The sequence below is a fragment of the Bradyrhizobium sp. genome, from assembly GCF_035701725.1.
Lineage (GTDB): Bacteria > Pseudomonadota > Alphaproteobacteria > Rhizobiales > Xanthobacteraceae > Bradyrhizobium.
In genome coordinates, this window is sequence record NZ_DASSRP010000128.1 from 1 (window position 1) to 25287 (window position 25287).

The 25287-nt window shown below is 63.1% G+C and carries 18 protein-coding genes; 11 read left to right on the forward strand and 7 right to left on the reverse strand.

The features are described 5' to 3' along the window. Both tyrS and VFL62_RS07190 read left to right on the forward strand, forming a co-directional pair. Nucleotides 1-789: tyrosine--tRNA ligase (gene tyrS / locus VFL62_RS07185; RefSeq protein WP_325171675.1), on the forward strand; the 789-nt coding region annotated here is incomplete at its 5' end. A 57-nt stretch (nucleotides 790-846) separates the two neighbouring features. After that, nucleotides 847-2094 (forward strand): MFS transporter, encoded by a 1248-nt coding sequence (locus VFL62_RS07190; protein WP_325171676.1) that lies wholly within the window; start codon nucleotides 847-849, stop codon nucleotides 2092-2094. Between the two features lie 16 nt (nucleotides 2095-2110). On the opposite strand, the gene VFL62_RS07195 is transcribed toward VFL62_RS07190, so the two are convergent. Together VFL62_RS07195 and VFL62_RS07200 are read right to left on the reverse strand one after the other, a co-directional pair. Continuing rightward, the gene (locus VFL62_RS07195; RefSeq protein ID WP_325171677.1) at nucleotides 2111-5695 is read right to left on the reverse strand and encodes a DUF3971 domain-containing protein; all 3585 of its coding nucleotides are present in this window, start codon (nucleotides 5693-5695) and stop codon (nucleotides 2111-2113) included. Between the two features lie 327 nt (nucleotides 5696-6022). Next, on the reverse strand, nucleotides 6023-6391 hold the full coding sequence (locus VFL62_RS07200) for a hypothetical protein (protein WP_325171692.1): 369 nt from the start codon (nucleotides 6389-6391) through the stop codon (nucleotides 6023-6025). Here VFL62_RS07200 and VFL62_RS07205 point away from each other — a divergent pair. Both VFL62_RS07205 and VFL62_RS07210 read left to right on the forward strand, forming a co-directional pair. Then, nucleotides 6303-6833, forward strand: coding sequence for a peroxiredoxin (locus VFL62_RS07205; protein WP_325171691.1), 531 nt, complete (start codon nucleotides 6303-6305; stop codon nucleotides 6831-6833). The genes VFL62_RS07200 and VFL62_RS07205 overlap by 89 nt on opposite strands. Before the next feature lie 118 nt (nucleotides 6834-6951). Further along, nucleotides 6952-8298 carry a peptidoglycan DD-metalloendopeptidase family protein gene (locus VFL62_RS07210; RefSeq protein WP_325171678.1) on the forward strand — a complete coding sequence of 449 codons (1347 nt, stop codon included), beginning with the start codon at nucleotides 6952-6954 and terminating at the stop codon, nucleotides 8296-8298. Between the two features lie 69 nt (nucleotides 8299-8367). Here VFL62_RS07210 and prfB read toward each other — a convergent pair. From prfB to VFL62_RS07225, 3 genes are all read right to left on the reverse strand, one after another. Continuing rightward, nucleotides 8368-9499 (reverse strand): peptide chain release factor 2 gene (prfB, locus tag VFL62_RS07215; RefSeq protein WP_325171679.1). Its coding sequence is split into 2 segments (ribosomal slippage): nucleotides 8368-9429 and nucleotides 9431-9499, totalling 1131 coding nucleotides; the frame shifts between segments, so codons are not numbered across the junction. A 106-nt stretch (nucleotides 9500-9605) separates the two neighbouring features. Continuing rightward, nucleotides 9606-12113, reverse strand: coding sequence for a penicillin-binding protein 1A (locus tag VFL62_RS07220; protein WP_325171680.1), 2508 nt, complete (start codon nucleotides 12111-12113; stop codon nucleotides 9606-9608). Between the two features lie 229 nt (nucleotides 12114-12342). Further along, nucleotides 12343-13650, reverse strand: a complete 1308-nt coding sequence (locus VFL62_RS07225; protein WP_325171681.1) for an N-acetylmuramoyl-L-alanine amidase — start codon at nucleotides 13648-13650, stop codon at nucleotides 12343-12345. A gap of 713 nt (nucleotides 13651-14363) precedes the next feature. Here VFL62_RS07225 and VFL62_RS07230 point away from each other — a divergent pair. Next, complete coding sequence (locus VFL62_RS07230; protein ID WP_325171682.1) at nucleotides 14364-17402, forward strand: Rne/Rng family ribonuclease; 3039 nt, start codon at nucleotides 14364-14366, stop codon at nucleotides 17400-17402. A gap of 166 nt (nucleotides 17403-17568) precedes the next feature. Here the strand turns inward: VFL62_RS07230 and VFL62_RS07235 are convergent, their stop codons facing one another. Together VFL62_RS07235 and VFL62_RS07240 are read right to left on the reverse strand one after the other, a co-directional pair. Next, complete coding sequence (locus tag VFL62_RS07235) at nucleotides 17569-18903, reverse strand: dicarboxylate/amino acid:cation symporter (RefSeq protein ID WP_325171683.1); 1335 nt, start codon at nucleotides 18901-18903, stop codon at nucleotides 17569-17571. Between the two features lie 88 nt (nucleotides 18904-18991). Continuing rightward, on the reverse strand, nucleotides 18992-20182 hold the full coding sequence (locus VFL62_RS07240) for a pyridoxal phosphate-dependent aminotransferase (RefSeq protein ID WP_325171684.1): 1191 nt from the start codon (nucleotides 20180-20182) through the stop codon (nucleotides 18992-18994). A 115-nt stretch (nucleotides 20183-20297) separates the two neighbouring features. Here VFL62_RS07240 and VFL62_RS07245 point away from each other — a divergent pair, with 115 nt between their 5' ends. The 6 genes from VFL62_RS07245 to VFL62_RS07270 all read left to right on the forward strand — a co-directional run. After that, entirely contained in the window at nucleotides 20298-21776 is a 1479-nt protein-coding gene (locus VFL62_RS07245) for a M48 family metalloprotease (protein WP_325171685.1), read from the forward strand. A gap of 28 nt (nucleotides 21777-21804) precedes the next feature. Then, entirely contained in the window at nucleotides 21805-22566 is a 762-nt protein-coding gene (locus tag VFL62_RS07250; protein WP_325171686.1) for a DsbA family protein, read from the forward strand. A 227-nt stretch (nucleotides 22567-22793) separates the two neighbouring features. Next, complete coding sequence (locus tag VFL62_RS07255; protein WP_325171687.1) at nucleotides 22794-23585, forward strand: DUF1236 domain-containing protein; 792 nt, start codon at nucleotides 22794-22796, stop codon at nucleotides 23583-23585. Between the two features lie 254 nt (nucleotides 23586-23839). Continuing rightward, nucleotides 23840-24304 (forward strand): type II 3-dehydroquinate dehydratase, encoded by a 465-nt coding sequence (gene aroQ / locus VFL62_RS07260; protein WP_325171688.1) that lies wholly within the window; start codon nucleotides 23840-23842, stop codon nucleotides 24302-24304. A gap of 52 nt (nucleotides 24305-24356) precedes the next feature. Next, nucleotides 24357-24851, forward strand: coding sequence for an acetyl-CoA carboxylase biotin carboxyl carrier protein (gene accB, locus VFL62_RS07265; RefSeq protein WP_325171689.1), 495 nt, complete (start codon nucleotides 24357-24359; stop codon nucleotides 24849-24851). Between the two features lie 86 nt (nucleotides 24852-24937). Next, nucleotides 24938-25287, forward strand: a 350-nt coding sequence (locus VFL62_RS07270) for a biotin carboxylase N-terminal domain-containing protein (protein ID WP_325171690.1), incomplete at its 3' end; no start/stop codon positions are given.

Sequence of the window (25287 nt, forward strand, 5' to 3'; positions counted from 1 at the left end):
ATGGATTCGGTGCGGCTGCGGCTCGAACGCGAACAGGAGATGAGCTTCATCGAATTCAACTACATGGTCTGTCAGGCCTACGACTTCGTCGAACTGGCGCGGCGCACCGGTTGCCGTTTGCAGATGGGCGGCTCGGACCAGTGGGGCAACATCATCATGGGCGTCGACCTCGGCCGCCGCATGGGCACGCCGCAACTGTTCGCGCTGACGACGCCACTGCTCACTACCGCCTCGGGCGCCAAGATGGGCAAGACGGCGCAAGGCGCGGTCTGGCTCAACGCCGACCAGTTCTCGCCCTACGATTTCTGGCAGTACTGGCGTAACACCGAAGATGCCGACGTCGTCCGGTTCCTCAAACTGTTCACGACCTTGCCGATGAGCGAGATCGACACGCTCGCCAAACTTCAAGGCGCCGAGATCAACGAGGCCAAGAAGGCGCTGGCAGACGCGGCCACGACGCTGCTTCACGGTGCAGAAGCCGCACGGCAGGCAGCCGACGTCGCGCGCAAGACCTTTGAGGAAGGCGCAATCGCCGAGAATCTTCCAACGGTCGAAGTGCCGCGCGGTGAACTGGAGGCCGGCATCGGCGTGCTCGCCTCCTTCGTCAAGGCCGGCCTTGTGGCCTCGAACGGCGAAGCGCGGCGTCAGATCAAGGGTGGCGGATTGCGCGTGAACGACGTCGCCGTGACCGACGAGAAGATGCTGCTCAAGCCTTCCGAGCTGACGCAAGAAGGCGTGATCAAACTCTCCTTTGGCAAGAAGCGCCACGTCCTGCTCAAGCCCGCATAAGCGCATTCCCAAGGCGCGCTTGTGCTTTGGGCGCAAAACAGGCTCCCATTCTCTTAAATGGATCAAGAGACGCCACGGGAGCAAACAGCCGCCGCGCCGGCCAAGCCGGTGCACGTCGCGCTCGGCGTGCTCGCGCTGTGCTTTGTGCTTTCGGTTCTCGGCCGCGGCCTCGGCGAGAGCTTTTCGGTCTTCCTGCTGCCGATCTCGGAAAGCTTTGGCTGGGACCGCGCCGCCGTGGTCTCGGTCTACTCGCTGAGCGCGCTGGCGGGCGGCCTCGCCTCGCCCTTGATCGGCCGCCTGTTCGATTATTCCGGACCGCGCAGCGTCTATTCGCTCGGACTGCTGCTGTTTGGCGGCGCGTTCCTGTTCGCCGCCAATGCGCACAGCCTGTGGCAGATCCAGTTCAGCACCGGCATCTGCGTCGGTCTCGGCATTGCCCTGATCGGCAACGTGCCGAACTCCATTTTGCTCGGCCGCTGGTTTGGACCGAAGCTGCCGACCGCAATGGCCGTGGTCTATTCGGCAACCGGCGCCGGCGTGCTGGTGCTGCTTCCGGCTTCGCAAGTCCTGATCGACCATTTCGGCTGGCGCGGCGCCTACCGGATCTTCGGCACCGGCGCTTTGTTGCTGCTGGTGCCGCTCTTGATCCTGCCCTGGCGGCTGTTCGCCGAAGGCCAGCCGCATCTGACCAAGGCAGCAACGATGGATAGCACCGACGAGGGCTGGACGGTCGGCCGCGCGATGCGTCACCACGCTTTCTGGGCGTTGTTCTGGACCTTCTTTTTCACCGCGATCGGGATGTACGCGATCACGCCGCAGATCGTCGCCTATCTGATCGAAGTCGGCTTTCCGCCGCTGCAGGCCGCCACCGCCTGGGGCTTTTCCGGCATCGTGCTGCTGTTCGGGATGTTGGGCGTCTCCTGGCTTGACGGCATCATCGGACGAAGGCCGTCGGTGCTCGCATCCTATGCGACCTCGATCTTCGGCATCTTTCTGCTCTGGCTGCTACAGTGGTATCCGAATTTCTGGGTGCTGACCGGCTTTGTGATCTGCTTCGGCAGCATGATCGGCTCGCGCGGCCCGCTGCTGACCGCAACCGCGATGAAGCTGTTCAAGGGCAAACGCGTCGGAACGATCTATGGCAGCATTTCGATCGGCAGCGGGCTCGGATCGGCGTTCGGCTCGTGGAGCGGCGGTTTGATCCACGACTTCAGCCATAGTTACAATCCGCTGATCGTCTATGCCCTGATCGCCGTTATCCTCGGCATGATCCCGTTTCTGGTGGTACCGGCGCTCCGCAGCTGAACGCAAGGCGCCAGGATCAGTTCGCCGGGAATTCGGCCCCGTTCTGCCTGCCGGTGTTGAAATCCATGATTTTCCGGGTAATTCCCGGGAGCAGCGGCGATAGCGGATTGACGTTCAGTGTGGGCTTGTCCGGCGTCCCGACAACCTCATAGGTCAATCCGAACACACCCTCATTGCTGCCGCCGAAGAACAGGCCGACGACCGGCACATTGTTGAGAAGGTTGTTCAACCCATACACAGGCACGAAGGTGCCGCTCATGCGCACCTTATTGCCGGGATAATCGATGCTGCCTTCGATCGTGCCGCCGATGCTCGGCCCCTTGAGCACGCCTTCCTTGATCGTGAGCTGACCGCTTTGCCGCACGAATTCCGCGCGCAGCCGCGTAAAACTGATGCCACCCCCGGCGCCGGGCGTGCCGCCAGCCGCCAGCTTGTCGAGCGAGGCCTCGCCCTTGACGGTGAAGTCGCGGACGTTAAGCAACCCTTCCTTGGGGCTGGCCTCGGCGGTGGGCGGGTCCAGCGCCAATTGGAGCTGGCCGCCGACGACCTTGGAATAGGTATCGGTAAAGCGGAGCAGCGCGCCGGCGTCGTTGGTCTCGAGATAAACCACTTCGCGCCCCTGTCCGCGGCGCAAATCGGCGGTCACCGGCGTGTCGCGCCCGAGCTTGCTGGCAAAGGTGAAGTTCTTGAGCGCGCCGTTGCGGCGCGACATCTTGACGTCGACGCTGCGAAGCGCCTCGCCGAAGTAGCCTTTGACGACACCGAGTTTCATATCAATGTCGAAGTCGACAGTCTTCATCTTGCTCTTGGCGTCGGCCTCGCGGCCGGAGATCGCGGTCTTGAGAAAACCGCGGCCGTCAAAGACGTCACCGCGCATGGTGACCTTGAGAACACCGTCCGGCCCCCGATCGGCGCGCAGCGAGGCCTTGTCGCCTTCGGAAGGCGCGTAGGTCGGGAAATTCGCGTTCATGAGATCGCCGTTCTGATCGACTTCGAGCGATCCCTTGATCGAGGCACCGCCGCCTTCGATCACGATGTCTTCCAGCCGGGTCGATTGCGGCTTCTGCACGACGTTGAAGGTCGCGCGCGTCGATTGGCCCTGCGTCTTGACCCAGCCCGGAAGGATATTGTCGAGCCTGAGTTGGGTGAGGTCCGCGTCGATACCAAGACGGCTGTTGTCACTGCCGATTTTGCCACTCAGCTTGACCGGAATGTTGCCGCTCACTGCCGGCCCGAGATCGAAGCCGAACCGGGCGCGGCTCGCCTCGTCGAGCGTTGCCTGCAGCTTGATATCGGCGTCGCCCTCGTTCTGCTTGCGGTAGTCGAGCGATGCCGCCTGTCCGTTGATCTTCACGTCGCCCTTGACCTGATAGCCCTGGTTGTTGGCGACGACCTTCAACGTGTTGGCCTCGAGCTTCTGATTCATCACCAGGCGGTCGGCGGCAAACCCGCCGAGATCGGCGGTGACGCTGTAGGTCACGTCCGCGCGCGTGATCTCGTGCTTGATCGGCAACGCAAGCGTCACGATCGCGGAGGCATTGCCCTTGCTTGAGTTCGGATCGATCAGGCTCGCGGAAAGATCGCTCAGCTTGTCGGAGGAGAGGATTTCCGCAGCAGCGGGCACCGGCCCCTCGATCTTGAATCTGACCTTGGACTGCACGGGCTTTGGAAACGTGTCCGCCACTTCGAATGCCGCATCGGAAACCGTGAGCTTGCGGCCGGCCGGCGTGTCGGCTGCGCCCTGGCCGATGGTGACGCTGACGGTTCGCCCGGTGACGTGCGCCTTGAGATCGGCATCGCGAATAGACGGCAAACCGTCCACCGGCCGCAGCGTCACGCCATTTGCGACGATATTGACGTTAAGGCCGTCGTCGGGAATCGGCGGCCCTTTTCGCGACAGGTTGCGAACCGGAGAATTGACCCCGATCTCGACACGCTGAACCGCGCCGCGTTCGATCCGCTCGACCACCCATTGCCGAACGTCCGCAACGACCAGCGATGGCCATATCCGCTTGAGCGCCGAAGCCGACATCGGCGTGCCGGCAAATCCCAGCATCAGGCGCGGCTCGCCCGAATAGTCGATAGTGCCGGTGCCGGCGACGCCGATTTCACCGTTGCTGAAATCGGCTTGCGTCAGCAGCACCCGTTTCTTTGCGGTGTCGAAGCGCATGCCGATGGCGACGCGATTGAAGATAACGGGTGGCTCGCTGTCATTGCCGGCGAGCAGGATCGTGCCGCCGGAAAAACCCAATTGCCAGTCGTTGATGCTGCCATTGGGCGGCTCGAGATGGGCGAGCAGCGTGATCCGGTTCTCGCCCGAAATGATCTTGAAGGGCGCGACCAGAACCCGCTTGTTGGCGTCCCATTCGAGATTGACCTCGGCGGAATCGATGGCCATCGGATATTCCGGCGTGTCGCTGTCGACGATCTCTCCGGCGCCCGAGGTGATCTTGCCGCGGAAATAGGTCGGTATGCCGTCGCGTCCGAGTTCGCCCTTCAACTCGCCGCTCAGCGGCAGGTTGGCGCTGTAGTTCAGGTCCTTGAGACGTAGCGCCAGCAGGATGTTGGTCGTCGACACCTTGTCGGCCTTGATGTCTACCGACCGCACGCCGTTCGCAGACGGTCCGACCGTCACGCGCAGCGACCAGCCGTGCGTTCCCTCCTCGGCAAGGCTCAGCGCGACGCCGCCACCGCTCGGCCGGCGCAGGCTGAGCGAGATATTCTGGAAATTCCACTTATTGCCGCGCTGCTGATCATCGACGATGAGGCTGCCGTTCTTCAAACCGATCTCGTTGAGGTTCTGCCCGTCAAGGCCGGTCAGGCTGAGGCTGTCGAGCCAGTCGAGTCCGGCCAGCAATCCGGCCTGTGCGCTATCGGCGGCTGGCGCCGATGGGTCCGCCGGCGGCGGCATAGGCGCGTTCGGCGTGACCGGACGTGGAAAAGTCGGCGGCAGACCCGCTTCCTTTTTCGAAGCAACGCCGGTAGCGAGCGGCCGCGCATTGTCGCCGGTCGACACCGTGACGTAGCCGTCAGGCGTGATGCGAACGCTGAGTTCGGCATCGACCAGATTGAGGCTTTCCGCACGCAGGCGTCCCATCAGCAGCGCATAACCCGAAAGCTTCACTTCGGCTTTCGGCGCGCTCGCGACGATCGCGTGATCGCGGTCCCGCACGATGATGTCGCGGATGCGCACCGCGATACGAATCCGCCCGGCGCGCTCGATCTGCGTACCGCCGACCTCGACGGTGTTGCCGTGGCCGATATTGTCCTCGATGGCCGCGGCGAGCCACGGCGTCGCCATCTCGAGATTGATGGGGCCGGCGCCGAGACGCCACCACAGGCCGCCGAAGCAGGCGGCGAAAATCACCAGAAGCGAGGAGAAGACGATGGAGAGCCGCCAGAACCAGCGTCCGCCGATGAGCCGGCGCCGCATCGAGCCGAGGCGATCGGTGACGAGATAATAACGGGAATTGGACCGCGACAGCAGCCGACGCGCCCGGCGCCCGGCCGCTTCATCGTGCTCCCCGTGCCAGTCGCCGCCGTCCCATTGGTGGGCGTCAGCAGCCGGCGCGGGTTTCTGGGTCGACTTGTGTCCTACCATAGCCTCTCGTTGCCGGTGCCGATGGACGGATCTGGATGGGCAACGAAGGCTCCTCGTGCCAGCATTTCACCCCTCCTCTTCCCAGTGGGGACCTGACCTCGCCGCCCCTTTTACACCAGGGCCTCTAAGCGACAGCCAAATCCGCAAAGCCACTAAAACCGATATTTGCAAATAGTCCGTCGATTCCCGCCCTCGCAAAAGCCGCCCTTCGACGCGAAAACCGGGCGATCAACCCCGACTGTCTTTGCTGTGTCCGTGACAGCGCGCGGATGGCGGGTCGAAATCCTCTTGAGCATAGTCCAAAAAGGCCGAATCGACCGGCGGCAGTCAAATGCCGTTCCAGTTCCGACGTCCGTAAACGAAACCTCCGCAACATGGTAGGAGTGACAGATCCAGCACGCTTTGTTTCAATACTGCAATGATTGATCTGCGGAAAGCGACGAAAGGAAGGCGTATGTCCAAGAAAACGCGCAAGAAATCCGGTGAGCCTTCCGCAGTTGGACGAAAGGCTGCGACATCGAAGGCCTCAGCCAAACGGGCGACGAAATCCGGCCGGCCGCCGGCAACCAAATCCGCCAAGAACTCAAAAAACAGGCAAACCAAAGCGTTGCGCGGATCTGCGGCCAAACCATCAAAGTCCGTCGCAGCGAAACCGAATCGCAAGGCTGCCGCGCCATCGGCCCTGGAAGGCACCAAGGCGCCCGCGTTCCATCTGCCGCGTGACGGAGGAAATTCTGCATCGCTTTCAGATTACGCCGGGCAAAAGCTCGTCGTGTTCTTCTATCCCCGCGCCGACACACCCGGATGCACCCGAGAGGCAATCGCTTTCACGCGACTGAGCGACGCTTTCGCCGCCGCCGGAACCGCTGTCATCGGAGTATCAGGCGACGCTCCGAAAGCGCAGGAGGCATTTCGGGACAAACATCAGCTATCGGTACCGCTCATTTCGGATGAGAAGCACGACATGCTCCGCGCCTATGGCGCGTGGGGCGAAAAATCCATGTATGGCCGGACGTTCGAAGGCATCCTTCGCACCACGGTTCTGATTGGCGCGGACGGCCGAATCGTCAGGGTCTGGCGCAACGTCAGGGTCGATGGTCACGCCGAGGAGGTACTCGCGGCGGCCAAGGAGGCTTGAAACGGCCGGATCGGGCCGAGAAACAGGCGCATTCGCGAAAAATTAACCATAACCGGGCCAAATTCACCCCCGCAATTTAGCCGCAAGGAACCAGTCTCCGACCGGCGCGGGAGTGCCGATGTCGTATCGTTCCGGTCATCAGTCCGAGTTTCGCCAGCCCAGTGATCCAGCCCGGCCGCAGCACGCCCGCCAACCGGCCAGTCCGCCGCCAACCACGCCCGAAGCAAACGGCTACACGCTGCTGCATGCCGGCAAGCAAGTCCGCTTCGGACCGGTGGCGTTCTGGATCGTGGTCGGTACTGTCGTCGCACTCGGGATGTGGTCGGCGGCGACCGCCACTTATTTCGCCTTTCGCGACGACGTGCTGACGCGGCTGATCGCCCGGCAGGCGGAAATGCAGTACGCCTACGAGGACCGGATCGCCGAACTTCGCGCCAAGGTCGACCGTGCGACAAGCCGGCAACTTCTGGATCAGGAACAGTTCGACCAGAAGCTCGACCAGATCATGCGCCGGCAGACGACGCTCGAATCGCGCGCGGCGGCGATCGGCGGCATGTCGGACGTGACGGGATCGATCCGTGCGCCTTCGCGTGGCGCCGCCGCGGCTGAGCCGACCACGTCGGGCGTTCCCAAACCCTCACCGATCAGCGACACGGCGGTGTTCGTCGCGCCGCCCGACCGTGAGGCCCGGCTGGAATCGCGCGCACCTGTCCTTGCGAGTGCGCCGGCGACCAAGATGGCGAAGATCCAGGGCGTCGACAATGTGATCGTGCGGCTACAGAACTCGCTCGATCAGGTCGAGCGGCGCCAGCTCGCCTCGCTCACCTCGCTTGAAGACAATCTCGAATCGCGCGCGCGGCGCATGCGCGGCGTCATCAGCGACCTCGGCCTCGATCTCGGCCAGCTCGAGGCTGCCACCCCACGCGCGCCGATGGGCGGGCCGTTCGTGCCGGTGAAATTATCCGGCGACGCCGGTGCGTTCGAGCGCCAGCTCTATCGCATCAATATCAGCCGCGCGCAGGTCGAACGGCTCAATCGCACGCTGGCGCTGGTGCCATACCGCAAGCCGGTGATCGGCGAAGTCGAATTCACGTCCGGCTTCGGCGTACGTTCCGATCCATTCCTCGGCCGTCCGGCGATGCATACTGGGCTCGACTTCCGCGCTTCAACCGGCGATCCCGTCCGCGCGACGGCCAACGGCAAAGTCGCCTCCTCCGGCTGGGCCGGCGGCTATGGCCGGATGGTCGAGATCGATCATGGCAATGGTCTCTCGACCCGCTATGGCCATCTCTCCGAGATCAACGTCAAGGTCGGCGACGTCATCAAGATTGGCCAGGTCATCGGCGCGGTCGGCTCGACCGGCCGCTCGACCGGGCCGCATCTGCATTACGAAACCCGCATCGACGGCGAAGCGGTCGATCCGCAAAAGTTCCTGCGCGCGGGTGTGCGTCTCAGCGCGGGTTAGGAGCATGACCCCGGAACGGTGGACACCGGCTTTTCGCAACGATCATGCTCAAAGAAATAAGATCGTTCGCTAGTCTACATCCTCAACTTCGCCCGCCGTCGTACCGAAGGCGCGTTGCGCCAGCGTTGCCGCCATGAACTCGTCGAGATCGCCGTCGAGCACGCCTGAGGTGTCGGAGGTCTGCACACCGGTGCGCAGGTCCTTGACCATCTGGTAGGGCTGCAGCACGTAGGACCTGATTTGATGGCCCCAGCCGATATCGGTCTTGGCGGCCTGATCGGCAGCGGCTTTCTCTTCGCGCTTCTTCAACTCGATTTCGTACAAGCGCGCGCGCAGCATGTCCCAGGCCTGCGCGCGATTCTTGTGCTGGGAGCGGCCGGCCTGGCAGACCACCGCAATGCCGGTCGGGATGTGAGTCAGGCGCACCGCGGATTCAGTCTTGTTGACGTGCTGGCCGCCGGCGCCGCCCGAGCGCATGGTGTCGGTGCGCACGTCCGATTCCTTGATCTCGATCTTGATCGAGTCGTCGATGACCGGAAAAATCTGGACGCTCGAAAACGACGTGTGTCTGCGCGCATTGGAATCGAACGGCGAGATCCGCACCAGGCGGTGCACGCCGGCTTCCGTCTTCAGCCAGCCATAGGCGTTATGGCCTGAGATCTGGATCGTCGCGGATTTGATGCCGGCTTCTTCGCCCTGCGATTCTTCGAGGTACTCGACCTTGAAGCCGTGCTTTTCGGCCCAGCGCGTGTACATGCGCAGGAGCATCTGCGCCCAATCCTGGCTCTCGGTGCCGCCGGCTCCGGCGTGCACCTCGAGATAGGAATCGAACTTGTCGGCCTCGCCCGACAGCAATGCCTCGAGCTCGCGGCGCGCGACTTCTTTCTTCAATTCCTTCAGCGCGGTTTCCGCTTCGGTGACAACGCCGGTATCGTTCTCGGCCTCGCCGAGTTCGATCATGCCGATATTGTCCTCGAGCTCACGCTCGACCTTGCCGATGCCCGACAGCGCATCCTCCAGCGAGGTGCGCTCCTGCATCAGCTTCTGTGCTTTCTGCGGATCGTTCCAGAGGTTGGGGTCTTCGGCGAGCGCGTTCAGCTCCGCCAGCCGCGCGGTGGATTTCTCGACGTCAAAGATGCCTCCTCAGCAGCCCGACTGACTGCTTGATCTCTTCGACGAGACGTTCGACTTCGGCGCGCATGACGTTCTCTGATCTCTGGCTCTGACGGTACAGCCCAATACAAGACTTCCGCTTCCGCTCAAGTAGCGGTGGAAGTCGCAAAGTGCAAGCAAGGTGCGGTTAGGCTCTAGTACAGGCCGCCAGTACCGGGACGGAAGAAGTTTCTGTCAGCATCGGGCGGCGGCTGCTGCGGGTAGATCGGCCGGCCGTCGGGATCGACAGCAGGACTTGCGGCAGCGTAGGCATCCGGCGGTGCGGTTCCCGGCTTGAAGGCTTCGAGAATGGTCCGCCCGCCGTCGCCGGGACCGGCGCGCATGCCGGTCTTGGCGTCGACGCGGACAAGCTTGATTCCGGCCGGGATCTTGAACGGGACCGCCGGCTTGTCGGCGAGCGCCAGCTTGAGGAAGTCGCGCGCGATCGGCGCGGCCAAATGGCCGCCGGTCGCCGCATTGCCGCGGCCGAGCGGACGCGGTTTGTCGTAGCCGAGATAGATGCCGACGACGATATCCGGCGAGAAGCCGATGAACCAGGCGTCCTTGGCCTCGTTGGTGGTGCCGGTCTTGCCGGCGATGGGCTTGCCGACTTCCTTTACCGCGATCGCGGTACCGCCCTGCACGACGCCTTCCATCAGCGAAGTGATCTGGTAGGCGGTCATCGTGTCGAGCACCTGCTCGCGACGGTCGATCAATTGCGGCTCCGGCTGGTTCTTCCAGCCGACCGGCGCGTCGCAGCCGCGGCATTCGCGGGCGTCATGCTTGAAGATGGTGTGGCCGTAACGGTCCTGGATGCGGTCGATCAAGGTCGGCTTCACGCGGCGGCCGCCATTGGCGATCATCGAATAGGCCGTGACCATCCGCATAACCGTGGTTTCGCCGGCACCCAGCGCATAGGACAGGTAGTTCGGCAATTCGTCATAGACGCCGAAGCGGCGCGCATATTCGCTGATCAGCGGCATGCCGATGTCCTGCGCCAGCCGCACCGTCACGGTGTTCAGCGATAGACGCAGCGCGTTGCGCAGCGTGGTCGGTCCCTGATATTTGCCGGACGAAAAGTTCTCCGGACGCCAGACGCCGGCGCCCTGGCCCTGATCGATTTCGATCGGCGCGTCGACCACCTGGGTCGAGGGCGTATAGCCGTTGTCGAGCGCGGCCGAATAGACGATCGGCTTGAACGAGGAACCCGGCTGTCGATAGGCCTGGGTCGCGCGGTTGAACTGACTCTGGTCGAACGAGAAGCCGCCGACCATCGCAAGCACGCGGCCGGTCCAGGGATCCATCACGACCATCGCACCCGAAACTTCCGGCAACTGCCGCAGGCGATACTGACCTTCGACCGGCGCGCCGTCCTTGAACAGCGGATCGGCATAAATCACATCGCCGGGCGCCAGCACCTGGGCCAGCGAGGTCGGCGTCCGGCCCTTGGTCGAGCCGGAGGTCGGCTTCGCCCACTTCACGCCTTCGAGCGTAATGATGCCGGTCTGCCGCTCCTTGCTGACGGCGCCGCCGAGTTCGCGGCTTGGCTGGAAGCCGATACGCGCAGACTGGTCGCTGACTTCGAGCACGACCGCCATCCGCCACGGCGAAATGTCCGACAGCGATTTGACGTCGGCAAGCTTGACGCCCCAATCGCCGGAAATATCGAGCTTGCTCTGGGCGCCACGCCAGCCCTGCGCTTCGTCATAGTTGACGATGCCCGCGGCCATGGTCTTGCGCGCCATCACCTGGATCTTCGGATCGAGCGTAGCACGAACCGACAGACCGCCTTCGTACAGTTTCTTCTCGCCATATCGCTCAAAAATGTCGCGCCGAACTTCCTCGGCGAAATACTCGCCGGCGAAGGTATGCGCGCCGTTGGAACGGTTGGTGACGATCAGCGGGTCCTTGCGCGCCTTGTCGGCGTCGGCCTGCTTGATCCAGCCGTTTTCGAGCAAACGATCGATCACGTAGTTGCGGCGCTCGATCGCGCGATCACGGTTGCGCACCGGGTGCAATGCAGCCGGCGCCTTCGGCAGCGAGGCCAGATAGGCAGCTTCGGCGACCGTCAGTTCATTGACGGATTTATCGAAATAGACGAGCGAAGCCGCCGCGACGCCATAAGCGCCGAGCCCGAGATAGATTTCGTTCAGATAGAGTTCGAGAATCTTGTCCTTCGAATAGGTGCGCTCGATGCGCATCGCCAGCAGCGCTTCCTTGATCTTGCGGGTGAAGGAAACCTCGTTGGTCAGAAGAAAGTTCTTGGCAACCTGCTGGGTGATCGTGGAGGCGCCCTGCGGCCGGCGGTTGGTTCCGATATTCTGCGCGTAGAGCACCGCCGCACGCGCCATGCCGGAAAAGTCGATGCCACCGTGCTCGTAGAAATTCTTGTCTTCGGCGGCGAGGAACGCGTTGATCACGAGTTTCGGCACCGCCTGGATCGGCAGATACAGACGCCGTTCCTTGGAATATTCGCCGAGCAATGCGCCGTCAGCGGCGTGAACGCGCGTCATGACCGGCGGCTCGTAATCCTGAAGCTGAGAATAATCCGGCAGATCCTTGGAAAAATGCCAGATCAGGCCGGCGACAGCGGCGACGCCGACAAGGAACAACACGGTTCCCGCGGCGAACAAGAAACCCAAGAACCGCACCAGCAAGCGCATCATAAATTCCGTTCAGTCCCTCGCCCGACCTTCCGGGCGCCAATCGAGGTAGCTTTCGCAACCCGCACCGTCGGCGGGTGGCGATCATATCAGCCAATTATATCACACGCTGCTACATCATACGCCGCCGCGGGGCGAATTGTGCCGATTCCTCAAGGCACCCCGACGTTTATAGGGCCGCCGCTGTGGCCAAACTAGGGCTTGCTAAGCGACGGTTTTTCAAGGCCGTTTAGTTCCCGCCCCCTGCCGTTGCGAGACGCTTGGCGAAGAACACGTCGATCGCATGCGCAACCGACCCCGCGGTTCGCGCGCGCCAGCTCTCAGATGCCAGATGTTCCATGTCTTCCTTGTTCGAGACGTAACCAAGTTCGACCAGAACGGAGGGCACGTCCGGCGCCTTCAAGACGCGGAAGCCGGCCGACTTCAGCGGATTCTTGTGCATGCGCGTGACCGTCTTCATCTCACCCATCAGAAGGCGGGCGAAGCGGTTGGAAAAGGTGCGGGTTTCGCGCTGGGCAAGGTCGATCAGAATATCGGCCACTTCGGTCGGCTCTTCGGTCAGGTTGACGCCGCCGATGGCGTCCGCCCGGTTTTCGGTCTCGGCCAGCCGTTCGGCCTCCGCGTCGGAAGCGCGATCGGACAATGTGTAGATCGTCGCGCCTTGGGCGTCGCCCTCATGCCGCGGCAACGCATCGGCATGGATGGAGACAAAGAGCGCAGCCGACTGGCCGCGCGCAAATTTCACCCGGTCATCGAGCGGGATGAAGGTATCGTCGGTGCGCGTCATCACCACGCGATATTTGCCGCTTTTCTCGATGCGCTCGCGCAAAATGAGCGCGAAGCCGAGCACCAAGTTCTTCTCGCTCTCGGTGCCGGATTGCGTGCCGTTGTCCGGACCGCCATGACCGGGATCGATCACGATCACCGGGCGTGTATCCGTTGGCGAAGCGACAGGTGTTTCGAGCTTGGCCGGCACGGTTGCAACCGCTGGCGGCGCTTCGCTGATGCCCGCGATGGCAGGCCGAAGCTCGGGCCGGCTTTCGGGCGCCAGCGATTGGACGAAGGTGGTCCGGTCGATTTCGTCCAGCTCGAGCACCAAGCGCGCCGGCTGGCCGTTGGCGGCCTCAAGCACCGTCGCGGTGGTAATCTTGGCAGGTCCCGCCAGATCGAAGACGATCCGCGAGCCGCCGGGCATGACGAGGCCATAGCGAAATGCCTTGATCAGGCCCCGTCCCGCCGCGCCGATCCCAGGCGGAAGCTGGAAGGTGACCTGCGGCAGATCGACCACAACCCGATAGGGATCGGCCAGCGCGAATGCATGCACCGAAACCTGCTGATCGAAATCGAGGATGAATCGGGTCTGTTTGCTGTCGCCAGCAAGGCGCACTTCGGAAGCGACGGGAATGCGGACCGGCGAGGCCGATTTCGGCGGCTGGGCCTCGACCGCGAATGCCGGCCCCGGCTCGAACCACAGCAATGCTGCGGCGCACAATGTCGCAAAACCCGCCAATACAGAGTGATTTTCGCGGCCCGCCACCGATCCCGTGCCTCCGAGCTGCTCTAATATCGCAATAGAACTACAGGGTTAATCGTGGCTTAAATCTTATCCGCCGAAAAGATCGGAGTGTTGCGGGGTAGTCTCAGAACCGGCAGCGGGCCACGGCTCCCTTGCACGAAAAGGCCGATCCACGTATGTAAGTGATGCTGACGGCCAAAATTAACGGTTGTGTCGCGTTCAGCCTCCCGGTGCAGCGCGGGAACCTCCCAAAGCGGAGATTTCAGCGTCTTTCCGGCCCCTTCAGATGCCAGCGCGAGCCGCGCGGCCGACGAGAGGGGCGGTTTTCCAAGCCCGGGCGGTGTCCGCTCCCAGGTCACAGCGGTGCTCCAGGGACGGTTGAAGGCAAGACGTGACCGATTATCGGGCCCCAAGGCCCCGATATGCGATTGAGGCGTGCGCTTTGGCGCATGTCCCAGCTTTCAGCAACCGACCAGGCGGCCATTTGCCGCCCAAGATTACTCAGACGGGCCGACGCTTGATGCGCCAGACTGTGTTGCCGGAACTCCAGATCTCGCCGATGCGGGGCACTTGCTCCGCGCGTCGATATCGGTCCCGGGAAACATGTTCGGCGAGGCGCTTGAGGATGCGTTTCGGCCTTCCCCTCACCCCCGAATCAGGTGGACCGTCGCGTCACCCGGCCGTGCGATTTGCGCGCGCCGCCCTGCGCGCCCGCCGCCGTCAAGAGTTCGAAAATGCCCAACAAAATGCTTATCGATGCCACCCACCCGGAGGAGACCCGGGTCGTCGTGGTCCGCGGCAATCGCGTCGAAGAATTTGATTTCGAGACCGCGCAACGCAAACAACTGCGCGGCAATATTTATCTGGCGAAGGTCACCCGCGTTGAGCCGTCGCTGCAAGCCGCCTTCATCGAATATGGCGGCAATCGCCACGGCTTTCTCGCCTTCAGCGAAATCCACCCCGATTATTACCAGATCCCGGTCGCCGACCGTCAGGCCCTGATCGAGGCCGACGAGCGCGCTCACCGCGAGGCCGAGGAAGAATCGGAGAACCGGGCCAGCCGGCGCCGCTCGCGGCATCGCTCATCGCGCCGCCGCGGCCATGGCGAGCGGGTTCAGAGCGAGGTCGTGGAAGCGTCGCCCGAGGGATTGCCGGCAGAGGCAGCGCCGCTCGAGGCCCACGCCGAGGATGGTCACGGCGAACATCTTCACGACGCCGAACACCACGCCGATCACGGCGAGCATCACGAAGACGAGGCGCATGATCGTGACCACGATCATGCGCATATCGATGATCAAGCGCATCACGACGAAGAGCCGCATCATGACGATGAGTCTCATCATGACGATGGCCATGCCGAAACGCCGGCGCTGTATGCCGGTGCACACGAGCGGATAAGCGAAAGCGAATCGACTGTCGATATTTCGGAAGCGCTGCGGGAGGCGCCCGAGGATGTCGCACAGCATGCCGGCGCCGAATCCGGGACCGAAGAGACCGCATCCGACGCCGTTCACGAGGATATCTCGCACGAGGAACATGCCGCGCAGGAAGAACATGCCGCCTCTCCGGATGAGGCCCATGCAGCGGTCGACGGCGAAGAAGCTCACGACGAGGAAGGCGACGAGGTCGAGGAAGAGGTCGTCGAATCCGTCGGCGGCGACGACGTACTGGAAGAAGTTCCGGAGCGTCCGTTCCGGCCGCGCCGTCAGTACAAGATCCAGGAAGTCATCAAGCGGCGCCAGGTCATGCTGGTGCAGGTGGTCAAGGAGGAGCGCGGCAGCAAGGGCGCGGCGCTCACGACCTATCTGTCGCTCGCCGGCCGCTACGCGGTCCTGATGCCCAACACCGCCCGTGGCGGTGGCATCAGCCGCAAGATCACCTCGGCCCAGGACCGCTCACGGCTGAAGGAGGTCGTGCAGGACCTCGACGTGCCCGAGGGCATGGGGATCATCCTGCGCACGGCCGGCGCGTCGCGCACCAAGCCCGAGATCAAGCGTGACTTCGAATACCTGATCCGGATGTGGGAGACGGTGCGCGACATGACGCTGAAGTCGCAGGCCCCGACACTGGTCTACGAAGAGGGCTCGCTGATCAAGCGTTCCCTGCGCGATCTCTACAACAAGGAAATCGACGAGATTCTGGTTGCGGGCGAAGCCGGCTATCACGAAGCCCGCGACTTCATGAAGATGTTGATGCCCTCCAACGTGCGCGCGGTGAAGCAGTATCGCGACGGCCAACCGCTGTTCTCGCGCATGGGCGTGGAGAGCCAGCTCGATGCGATGTTCTCGCCGACGGTGCAGCTACGGTCGGGCGGTTACATCGTCATCAACCAGACCGAAGCGCTGGTTTCGATCGACGTCAATTCCGGCCGCTCGACCCGCGAACATCATATCGAGGACACCGCGCTCAAGACCAATCTCGAGGCGGCGGAGGAAGTCGCAAGACAGTTGAGGTTGCGCGACCTTGCGGGCCTGATCGTCATCGACTTCATCGACATGGACGAGAAGCGCAACAACCGCTCGGTCGAGCGCAAGCTGTCCGATTGCCTGCGCCAGGACCGGGCGCGAATTCAGGTCGGACGCATTTCTCATTTCGGCCTGCTGGAGATGTCGCGCCAGCGCATCCGCGCCAGCGTGCTTGAAAGCTCCACCGAGCCCTGCCCGCAATGCGGCGGCAGCGGCCATGTTCGTTCGGTCTCCTCGGTGGCGCTGCAGTTGCTGCGCGGCCTCGAAGAGGTATTGATGAAGGGGGCGACCCATAATCTGGTGGTGCGGACCCGCACCGACGTCGCGCTCTATGTTCTCAACCACAAACGCGGCCATCTGCGCGACCTCGAAAACTCCTTCAAGGTCACGCTTGCGGTGATCGCCGATCCGACCGTCAGCGGCCAGCAATCCTATGTGATCGATCGCGGCGAACAGGTGCACACGCTGGAAGCTGCGAAGGCGCTGCTGGTTGCGCAAGCTGCCGCCGCGCCGGCGACGGTGGAAGAAGCTGACGAAGACGAGGAGTTCCTCGACGTCGAGTCCGAATCGGAAATCGAAACCGACGAGACCGAAGGGCTTTCGGACGAGTTCGCCGGCGGCGAAGCCGGCTCGGAAGGCACAAGCGACGGCCCGCGGCGGCGCCGCCGGCGGCGGCGGCGTGGGCGCGGCGGCGAGCCGCGTGAAAACGGCGCGCCGCGCGAGGACAATGCTTTCGCGGTGGAGGCCGCCAGCCCGCCACCGGATAGCGAGCTTGCCGACGACGAAGCCGATGACGATGAAACTGGCGAGCAGCCGAACCAGGCGCGATCCGACCAGGGGTCGGGCGAACGCCGGCCGCGGCGTCGCGGCCGTCGCGGCGGAAGGCGTCGGCGTGGCGGCGCCGAGGACGGGCTGGCCGGATCGATATCCGACGAACTCGGTCCGCTCGCCGCGCCAGAAGTGACAGGCGCGGTCGCTGACTTCGACGGAAACACTTCGCAGCCGGCCCCCTCGCCGGCCGATTACGCGCCCGTCGTTGATTCCGCGCCGGCGGTGCCGTCGCTGCCACCCGCTCCGGAAGCAAGCGAGCATGGGCAGGAATCCGACAAGGCCGCGCGGCGACGCTCGACCGTGCGCGAGAAAGTGAGCTTCGCACCGCACGCGCCTTCCGAGCCTGCCGCGGCCGGCTACAGCCAGCCCGAGCCGCAATCACCGGCGGCAACGCCGGCCGAGCCGGCCCCTGAAACCAGCGCGGAGGCCTCGCCTCGCCGTGCGGGATGGTGGTCGCGGCGCTTTGGCGGCGGCTAGCGCTGCCGGTCTGAAGTCCGCTGCCCGCGCTTCGGAAGCCGGGCACTTGCCGCTCGGATATCGGATCAAAAAACCGCCCGGTTTTGCCGGGCGGTTGTTCTTTGGAACACCTCGGATCGACGCAAGCCTCGCCGCTCGTGAGGCAACGAACGTCTGAACCGGGACACTAGCTTGAACTCGTCGTGACCGCGGTTTCGATGTCGGTCGGATCAACCTGCTTGTTGAGATTGGCTTCCAGGAGGCCGCGATCAAGCTCGCCCTCCCACCACGACACCACGACGCAGGCAACACCGTTGCCGCACAGGTTGGTGAGCGCGCGGCATTCGCTCATGAACTTGTCGATGCCGAGCACGATCGCCATTCCCGGCACCAGACGGGGATCGACCACCGCGAGCGTTGCAGCCAGCGTGATGAATCCGGCCCCCGTAATGCCCGAAGCGCCCTTGGAGGTCAGCATGGCCACGATCAGAATCGTGACCTGCTGGCTAAGCGAAAGATCGAACCCGAGCGCCTGCGCGATGAACAGCGTCGCCAAGGTCATGTAGATGTTGGTGCCGTCGAGATTGAAGGAGTAGCCGGTCGGCACCACGAGGCCGACCACCGACTTCGAACAGCCGAGCCGTTCGAGCTTCTCCATCAATGAAGGCAGCGCGCTTTCAGAGGATGAGGTGCCAAGCACGATCAGGAGTTCGTCCCTGATATAGGACAGGAATTTGAAGATCGAAAAGCCCGCAACACGCGCGATGACCCCAAGCACCACGACCACGAACAGACCGGCGGTGAGATAGAAGGTCGCGATCAGGCCGACCAGATTGAGAATGGCGCCGGTGCCGAACTTGCCGATGGTGTAGGCCATCGCGCCAAAGGCGCCGATGGGCGCAGCCCTCATCACGATCGAGATCACACCGAAGACGCCCTGCGCCGCATCGTCGATGAAAGAGCGCAGCGTGTGGCCGCGCTCGCCGAGCGCCATCAACGAAAAACCGAACAGGATCGAGAACAACAGGACCTGCAGGATTTCGCCGCTTGCAAACGCGCCGATCACGGTGTCCGGGATGATGTGAAGGAGGAAATCGACGCTCTTCTGGGCTTCGGCCTGCTTGGCGTAATTGGCTACCGCCTGCGCGTTGGCCATCGCGCCCCCGAACCCCGCGCCCGGCCGCACGAGGTTTCCGACCACAAGTCCGATCACCAGTGCAAAGGTCGAGACGACCTCGAAATAGACCAGCGCCTTGATGCCGATGCGGCCGACTTTCTTGGCGTCCTGGATATGCGCAATGCCAGATACCACCGTGCAGAAGATGATCGGCGCGATCACCATCTTGATCAGCTTGATGAAGCCGTCGCCAAGCGCCTTGACCCAGTCGCCGGTTGCGAATTCCGGAAACCTCCAACCCACGAGCGCGCCGAGCACGATCGCAATCAGCACCTGGATGTAGAGAATCCTGTACCAGGGTTTTGACGCACGCACCGGCGCTGCGGTTACGGTGGTTGGTGCCATCGAGCTCATTCCTCCCAAACTTTCTTGATTCAAGCCAAAATCGATTGCCACGGCGGAGTCAATGGCAATCGACCTGCCCTCGCCGAGGTTACTTCAGCCAACGCGTGATGCGCTCGACCGCCTCCCGCATTTCCTGCGCCGACCGGGCATAGGAAAACCGGATGAACTGGCGGCCGTGAACAGGGTCGAAATCGACGCCCGGGGTCGCGGCGACGCCGGCCTTCTCCAGCATTTCGCTCGCAAATTGGAGACTGTCCGAGGTGAAGTCCGAGACGTCGGCGTACAGATAGAACGCACCGTCGACAGGCAGGAATTTGGTGAGACCGGCGCGCGGCAGGCCTTCGACGAGGATACGCCGGTTTTCCAGATAGCCACGCTTGACCTCCTCCATCTCGGCCGAACCCTCAAATGCCGCTTCGGCCGCGATCTGCGATAGCGTCGGAACGGAAATCGAGAGGTTCTGCTGCAAGCGCTCGATCGGCCGCACCAGCGGTTCCGGCACCACCATCCAGCCGACGCGCCAGCCGGTCATACAGAAGTATTTCGAAAACGAATTGATCACCAGCGCATCGGGGGAGAGTTCCGCGGCGGTCACCGCGGGGAACGCGTAATCGAGGCCGTGATATATCTCGTCTGAAATGAAGCGGATGCCGGCGCCTTCGGCCGCCGAAATCAGCCCGCTCAGCGCCTCCCGCGACATCATCGTGCCGGTCGGATTGGCCGGGCTCGCAACCAGCACGCCTTTCAGCGGCGCCTTGCGGTGCGCGGCGAGCAGGGCCTCGCCGGTCAGTGCGTGCCGGGTTTCGCTCGAGGTTTCGATCAGGACCGGCTCGCAGCCGAGCGCGGTCAGGATATGCCGATAAGGCGGGTAGCCCGGCACGGTCACCGCAACGCGGTCGCCGGGCTCGAACATCGCCATGAAGGCCAGAATGAAGGCCGCCGACGAGCCGGTGGTAATCACGACCCTGCCGGAATCGACCGCAAAGCCATAGGTTTCCCGGTAGTGGCGGGCGATGCGTTCCCGCAAGCTCGGGATTCCCAGCGCGGCCGTGTAGTCGATTCGCATCGAGTCCAGCGCGGCATGGGCGGCCCGGATCGCGCTTTTCGGCGCCGACGCCGCCGGTTGCCCGACTTCCATATGGATCACGTGGCCACCGGCCGCCTCGATGCGGGCGGCCGCCGCCATGACGTCCATCACCATGAACGGCGGAACCTCGCTGCGTCCGGAGGCAGCGCTTAGAACGGATTTGGCGCGTTCGCTCAGTGTCGCTTCAAGCATCGATATCTGCTACAGGTTTGATGTTCCGGTTCTGACGCCCAAGACTAGCCTTAATCCACGGATTGTTAGGGCATATCGCGGATCAAACCCACCGCCAATCCATAAAGACTGCTTGATGTTGCTGCGATTAGCCCTTCTCCGCAAAACCACCAAATTGACCGCGCTCGCGACCGCTATTGCGCTTGTTGCCGTCCCGACGGCCGCCTTCGCCCAGGAGGAGAAACTGGCGATCCTGCGCGACACCGAGACCGAGCAGTTGCTGCGCGACTACACCAAGCCGATCCTGCGCGTGGCCGGCCTGGAGAAACAGAACATCCAGATCACGATCATCAACCAGCCGGTATTCAACGCGTTTGTCGCGGATGGCCGTCGGATTTTCGTGAACAGCGGCGCGCTGATGCAATCGGAGACGCCGAACCAGATCATCGGCGTGCTGGCGCACGAAACCGGCCATTTGGCGGGCGGCCATCTCGCGCGGATACGCGAGCAACTGGCCGCCGCGCAGACACAGATGATCATCGCGATGCTGCTCGGCGCCGGCGCATTGGCCGCTGGGGCGCGCGGCGGCGGCAATGTTGGTCTGGCGGATGCGGGCGCGGCCGCGCTTTCGGGTCCGCAGACCATGATCATGCGCAACCTGCTGTCTTACCAGCGCCAGCAGGAGGAAAGCGCCGACCGCGCCGGGGTCAAGTTCCTGACCGCGACCGGTCAGTCGGCCCGCGGCATGTATGAGACCTTCAAGCGCTTCACCAATGAAAGCCTGTTCTCGGCCCACGGCGCCGATCCCTATTATCAGTCGCATCCGATGCCGGCCGAGCGCGTCGCTGCGCTCGAAGAACTTGCCCGCACCAGTCCCTACTGGGACAAGAAGGACGATCCCGCGCTGCAACAGCGCCATGACATGATGCGCGCCAAGATTTCCGGCTTTCTGGAACGGCCCGATACGGTCTATCGGCGCTACCCGCTCTCCAATACCAGCCTGCCCGCGCGCTATGCGCGCGCGATCTCGACGTATCTTCATGGCGACCTGAGCAACGCGCTCGGTCAGATCGATCAATTGATCCAGGCCCAACCGAACAACCCGTATTTCTACGAATTGCGCGGTCAGGCGCTGTTGGAACGCGGCAAGCCAGCGGACGCCATTCCAGCGCTGCGCAAGGCCGTTGCGCTGTCCAATAACGCGCCGCTCATCGAGATTTTACTTGGTCAGGCGCTCGTGGCATCCGACAACAAGGCCTACACGGAGGAAGCGATCAATATCTTGCGTAACGCGATGGCACGCGAAACCGAACAACCGATCGGTTATACCCAGCTCGCCATGGCGTTCGCGCGGAAGGGCGATCTTGCGGAAGCCGATCTCGCATCCGCACAGGCGGCATATCTGCGCGGCGACAACAAGACCGCGCGAGACCTCGCCTCGCGCGCCAAGACTCGTTTCGCCGTCGGCACGCCCGGATGGGTCAAGGCTGACGATATCGTGCAAGCCAAGCTTCCCGCCGCAAAGAAGGATGGCCCCAAGTTCCAGTTCAACGTAGGGCCGCAGAACAGACCAGGTCGCGCAGGTCCCGAACCGGCCTCTGATGCGAACCAGTAAAGCAAGCCCGGTTCAAAAGGAATCAGAGATGTCCCCGCTCCGCCTGCTCTCCCCCGCTCTGCTCGCGCTCGCGCTCTGCGCGACACCCGCCTCGGCCCAGACGTTCTCCGACGGTCAGCGCGGCGAGATCGAGACCATCGTGAAAAACTATCTCATCGCGCATCCTGAAGTGCTCGAAGAGGCGATGAACGAGTTGAGCAAGCGCCAGGCCGCCGATGAGGCCGCAAAGCACGAAGCGAGCATCACGGAGAACTCAAAGGCGATCTTCGATTCGCCGCGCAACGTTACGCTCGGCAACAAGAACGGCGATGTGACCTTCGTCGAGTTCTTCGATTACAATTGCGGCTACTGCAAGCGCGCGATGTCCGACATGCTCGATTTGATGAAGTCGGATCCCAAGCTCAAGGTGGTGCTGAAGGAGTTTCCGGTCCTGAGCGAAGGTTCGGTGGAAGCTGCGAAGGTGGCGGTTGCCGTGCGCATGCAGGATCCCGGCGGCGCCAAATATCTCGATTTCCATCAGAAGCTGCTCGGTGGCCGCGGCCCGGCCGACAAGGCGCGGGCGCTGGCAGCAGCCAGGGACGCCGGTCTCGACGTTGCCCGCGTCGAAAAGGACATGGCAAGCCCGGAGGCGAAGGCCACGATCGAAGAGAATTTCAAGCTCGCCGAAGCAATGGGCATGAACGGCACGCCGAGCTACGTCATCGGCAAGCAGATCGTTGTCGGCGCCATCGGGGTCGAAGGGTTGAAAGAGAAGATCGGCATCGCCCGCTGCGGCAAGGCGACCTGTTAACAGCGTCACAGAGTCACACTTCAAGCGAACGCATTTTGACGTGAGAGGCCGGCGAAATCGCCGGCCTCTTTGTTTTAGCAAAACAGCTTTGCTTGCGGGCTTTCTGCCGCGACTGCGTTTAACTGCCGTTCATCAAACAAAAGCGATGGAACCGACCAAACAGCGGAACATCGCCAACCTGCTTTCGTTGTCGGCCGGGCAGTGCAAATTTCCTGAGGAGGAATTCGATGAGCAATCGTTTGATGATCACGGTCGCAACCGCGGCATTGATCGCCGGTACCGGTCTCGCCAACGCGCAGGGCATGGGCGGCGGTCGCGAAGGCGGAGCAGCCGGCGGCGCGGGTATGCAGCAGAGTTCTCCGTCATCGCCTTCTGGCGGCGCAGCGAGCCACGAAGGCTCGACCGGGATGAAGTCGTCCGAGTCCGAACAGAAGGGAGGCGCGACCAGCCACAGCGCCCAGCAGGAGAAGTCCGGCGCGAGCGAGAAATCCGCTCAGACCGAGAAGGAGAAATCGTCGGCTCACGAGAAGTCTGCTCAAGATACCAAGAGCGACCACTCCAAGAGCTCGCAGAATGAGAAGGGCGCGGCCGGCAAGGACATGAAGGCCGAGGGCCGCGAGGATAAGAACGGCAACCGCGCCGCCGAAGGCCGCGAGGACAAGAACGGCAACCGCGCTGCCGAAGGCCGTCAGGATCGCAACAACACCACCATGGGCGCCAAGGAAGGCGAACGCTCGCAAACCACCGGCCAGGCTGGCGCGGGCGCCAAGCTCTCCACCGAACAGCGCACCCGGATCTCGAGTGTGATCCGCAATGAACATGTGACGTCGGTGAACAACGTCAACTTCCCGGTTTCGGTCGGCACGCGCGTTCCGCGCGACATCGGCTTCCATCCGCTGCCGGCTGAAATCGTCTCGATCTATCCGGATTGGCGAGGCTATGAGTTCTTCCTCGTCCATGAACAGATCGTGGTGGTAGATCCGCGAACCCTCGAGATCGTGGCCGTCCTTGACGCCTGATCTTTAGGTCAACTTCGCGAATCCGGGGCGGGCCCTTGCGGCCCGCCCTGTTCGTTTGGGTGCCGCTGATGCCCGCCAGCGAGGCCGGCCGACTGACCATCCTTTATGGTAAATGAATGGTTTACGCCGGTTCTGCCAGGGTTTTTCCCAAGCAGATGAGATATTTGGGAGGTGCACGGTCCCGGCTTAAGGCTTCCCTCCGGCCGCTTTGTTACCTATAACCGCGCCCTATCAGCCACATGACCGGGACCTGGATGGCCAAGACCGCCGATACGATCTACGTGCTCAACGGCCCGAACCTCAACCTGCTCGGGACGCGCGAGCCGGAAACCTACGGCCACGCGACCCTCGCCGACGTCGAGAAGCTGTGCGCAGACGCTTGCGCCAAGTACGGCCTCAAGGCCGATTGCCGCCAGTCGAACCGCGAGGGCGAGTTGATCGATTTCATTCACGATGCCTACGCCAAGAAGGCGGCCGGTATCGTCATCAATCCAGGCGGCTATTCCCATACCTCGATCGCGCTTCACGACGCGCTGGTCGCGGTGAAGATTCCGACCGTCGAGGTGCACGTCAGCAATATCCACGCTCGCGAGAGCTTCCGCCATCACTCCTTCACCGCCAAGGCCGCCTTCGCGACGCTTGCCGGATTCGGCATCGACAGCTACCGCCTTGCGATCTCCGGCCTTGCCGCCAAGCTCGGCATCAAAGCCAGGACCTGAACAAGGCCCATTCCCTTCAAACCACGCGAAAAGAAAGTTCTGGATCAAGATCATGGCGCGCCAGCCTGAGGACAAAGCAGCCGCAAAGTTCGCAACCAGCGACGGAGCGCTCATTCGCGAACTCGCTTTGTTGCTGGACGAAACCAGTCTGACCGAAATCGAAATCGAACGCGCCGGGCTTCGGGTGCGCGTGGCGCGCAATGTCAGCATTGCTGCGTCGGTGCCGGCCGTTGCTCCGGTCGTCACCGCCGCGCCCGCCGCCGCGTCAGCCGCCGTGAGCACGCCGGCAGCGGGAGCCGACTACAGCAAGCATCCTGGCGCGGTCCCCTCGCCGATGGTCGGCACCGCCTACTGGGCGCCCGAACCCGGTGCCAAGCCGTTCATTGAAGTCGGCTCCAAGGTCTCGGCCGGTCAGACGCTTCTGATCATAGAAGCCATGAAGACGATGAACCAGATTCCCTCCCCGCGCGCCGGTACCGTCACGCAGATTCTGGTCGAAGACGGCCAGCCCGTCGAGTTCGGTGAACCGCTGGTAATCATTGAATAGAGGCGAATGGCGAGTAGCGAATAGCGAATGGTGTTCCCCTCTATTCGCTACTCCCTATTCGCCATTTGCCCCTGCTGAAGGGCACGATGTTTGACAAGATCCTGATAGCCAACCGCGGCGAAATCGCACTGCGCATCCTGCGCGCCTGCAAGGAACTCGGCATCGCGACGGTCGCTGTGCATTCGACTGCGGATGCCGACGCCATGCATGTGCGGCTTGCCGACGAGAGCGTCTGCATCGGCCCGCCGCCGTCAAAGGACAGCTACCTCAACGTGCCGGCGCTGCTGGCCGCCTGCGAGATCACCGGCGCCGATGCCGTGCATCCCGGCTATGGCTTCCTGTCGGAAAACGCGCGCTTTGCCGAAATTCTCGCCGACCACAATCTGCATTTCATCGGTCCGAAGGCCGAGCACATCCGCCTGATGGGCGACAAGAT

Excerpts from the sequence above, each read along its gene's own strand:
- accB (WP_325171689.1), top strand. The coding sequence starts at position 24,357 with ATGGCGCGCCAGCCTGAGGACAAAGCAGCCGCAAAGTTCGCAACCAGC.
- VFL62_RS07240 (WP_325171684.1), bottom strand. The coding sequence starts at position 20,182 with ATGCTTGAAGCGACACTGAGCGAACGCGCCAAATCCGTTCTAAGCGCT.
- VFL62_RS07255 (WP_325171687.1), top strand. The coding sequence starts at position 22,794 with ATGAGCAATCGTTTGATGATCACGGTCGCAACCGCGGCATTGATCGCC.
- VFL62_RS07195 (WP_325171677.1), bottom strand. The coding sequence starts at position 5,695 with ATGGTAGGACACAAGTCGACCCAGAAACCCGCGCCGGCTGCTGACGCC.
- VFL62_RS07250 (WP_325171686.1), top strand. The coding sequence starts at position 21,805 with ATGTCCCCGCTCCGCCTGCTCTCCCCCGCTCTGCTCGCGCTCGCGCTC.
- VFL62_RS07245 (WP_325171685.1), top strand. The coding sequence starts at position 20,298 with ATGTTGCTGCGATTAGCCCTTCTCCGCAAAACCACCAAATTGACCGCG.
- VFL62_RS07220 (WP_325171680.1), bottom strand. The coding sequence starts at position 12,113 with ATGCGCTTGCTGGTGCGGTTCTTGGGTTTCTTGTTCGCCGCGGGAACC.
- VFL62_RS07230 (WP_325171682.1), top strand. The coding sequence starts at position 14,364 with ATGCCCAACAAAATGCTTATCGATGCCACCCACCCGGAGGAGACCCGG.
- VFL62_RS07190 (WP_325171676.1), top strand. The coding sequence starts at position 847 with ATGGATCAAGAGACGCCACGGGAGCAAACAGCCGCCGCGCCGGCCAAG.
- VFL62_RS07235 (WP_325171683.1), bottom strand. The coding sequence starts at position 18,903 with ATGGCACCAACCACCGTAACCGCAGCGCCGGTGCGTGCGTCAAAACCC.
- aroQ (WP_325171688.1), top strand. The coding sequence starts at position 23,840 with ATGGCCAAGACCGCCGATACGATCTACGTGCTCAACGGCCCGAACCTC.
- VFL62_RS07210 (WP_325171678.1), top strand. The coding sequence starts at position 6,952 with ATGTCGTATCGTTCCGGTCATCAGTCCGAGTTTCGCCAGCCCAGTGAT.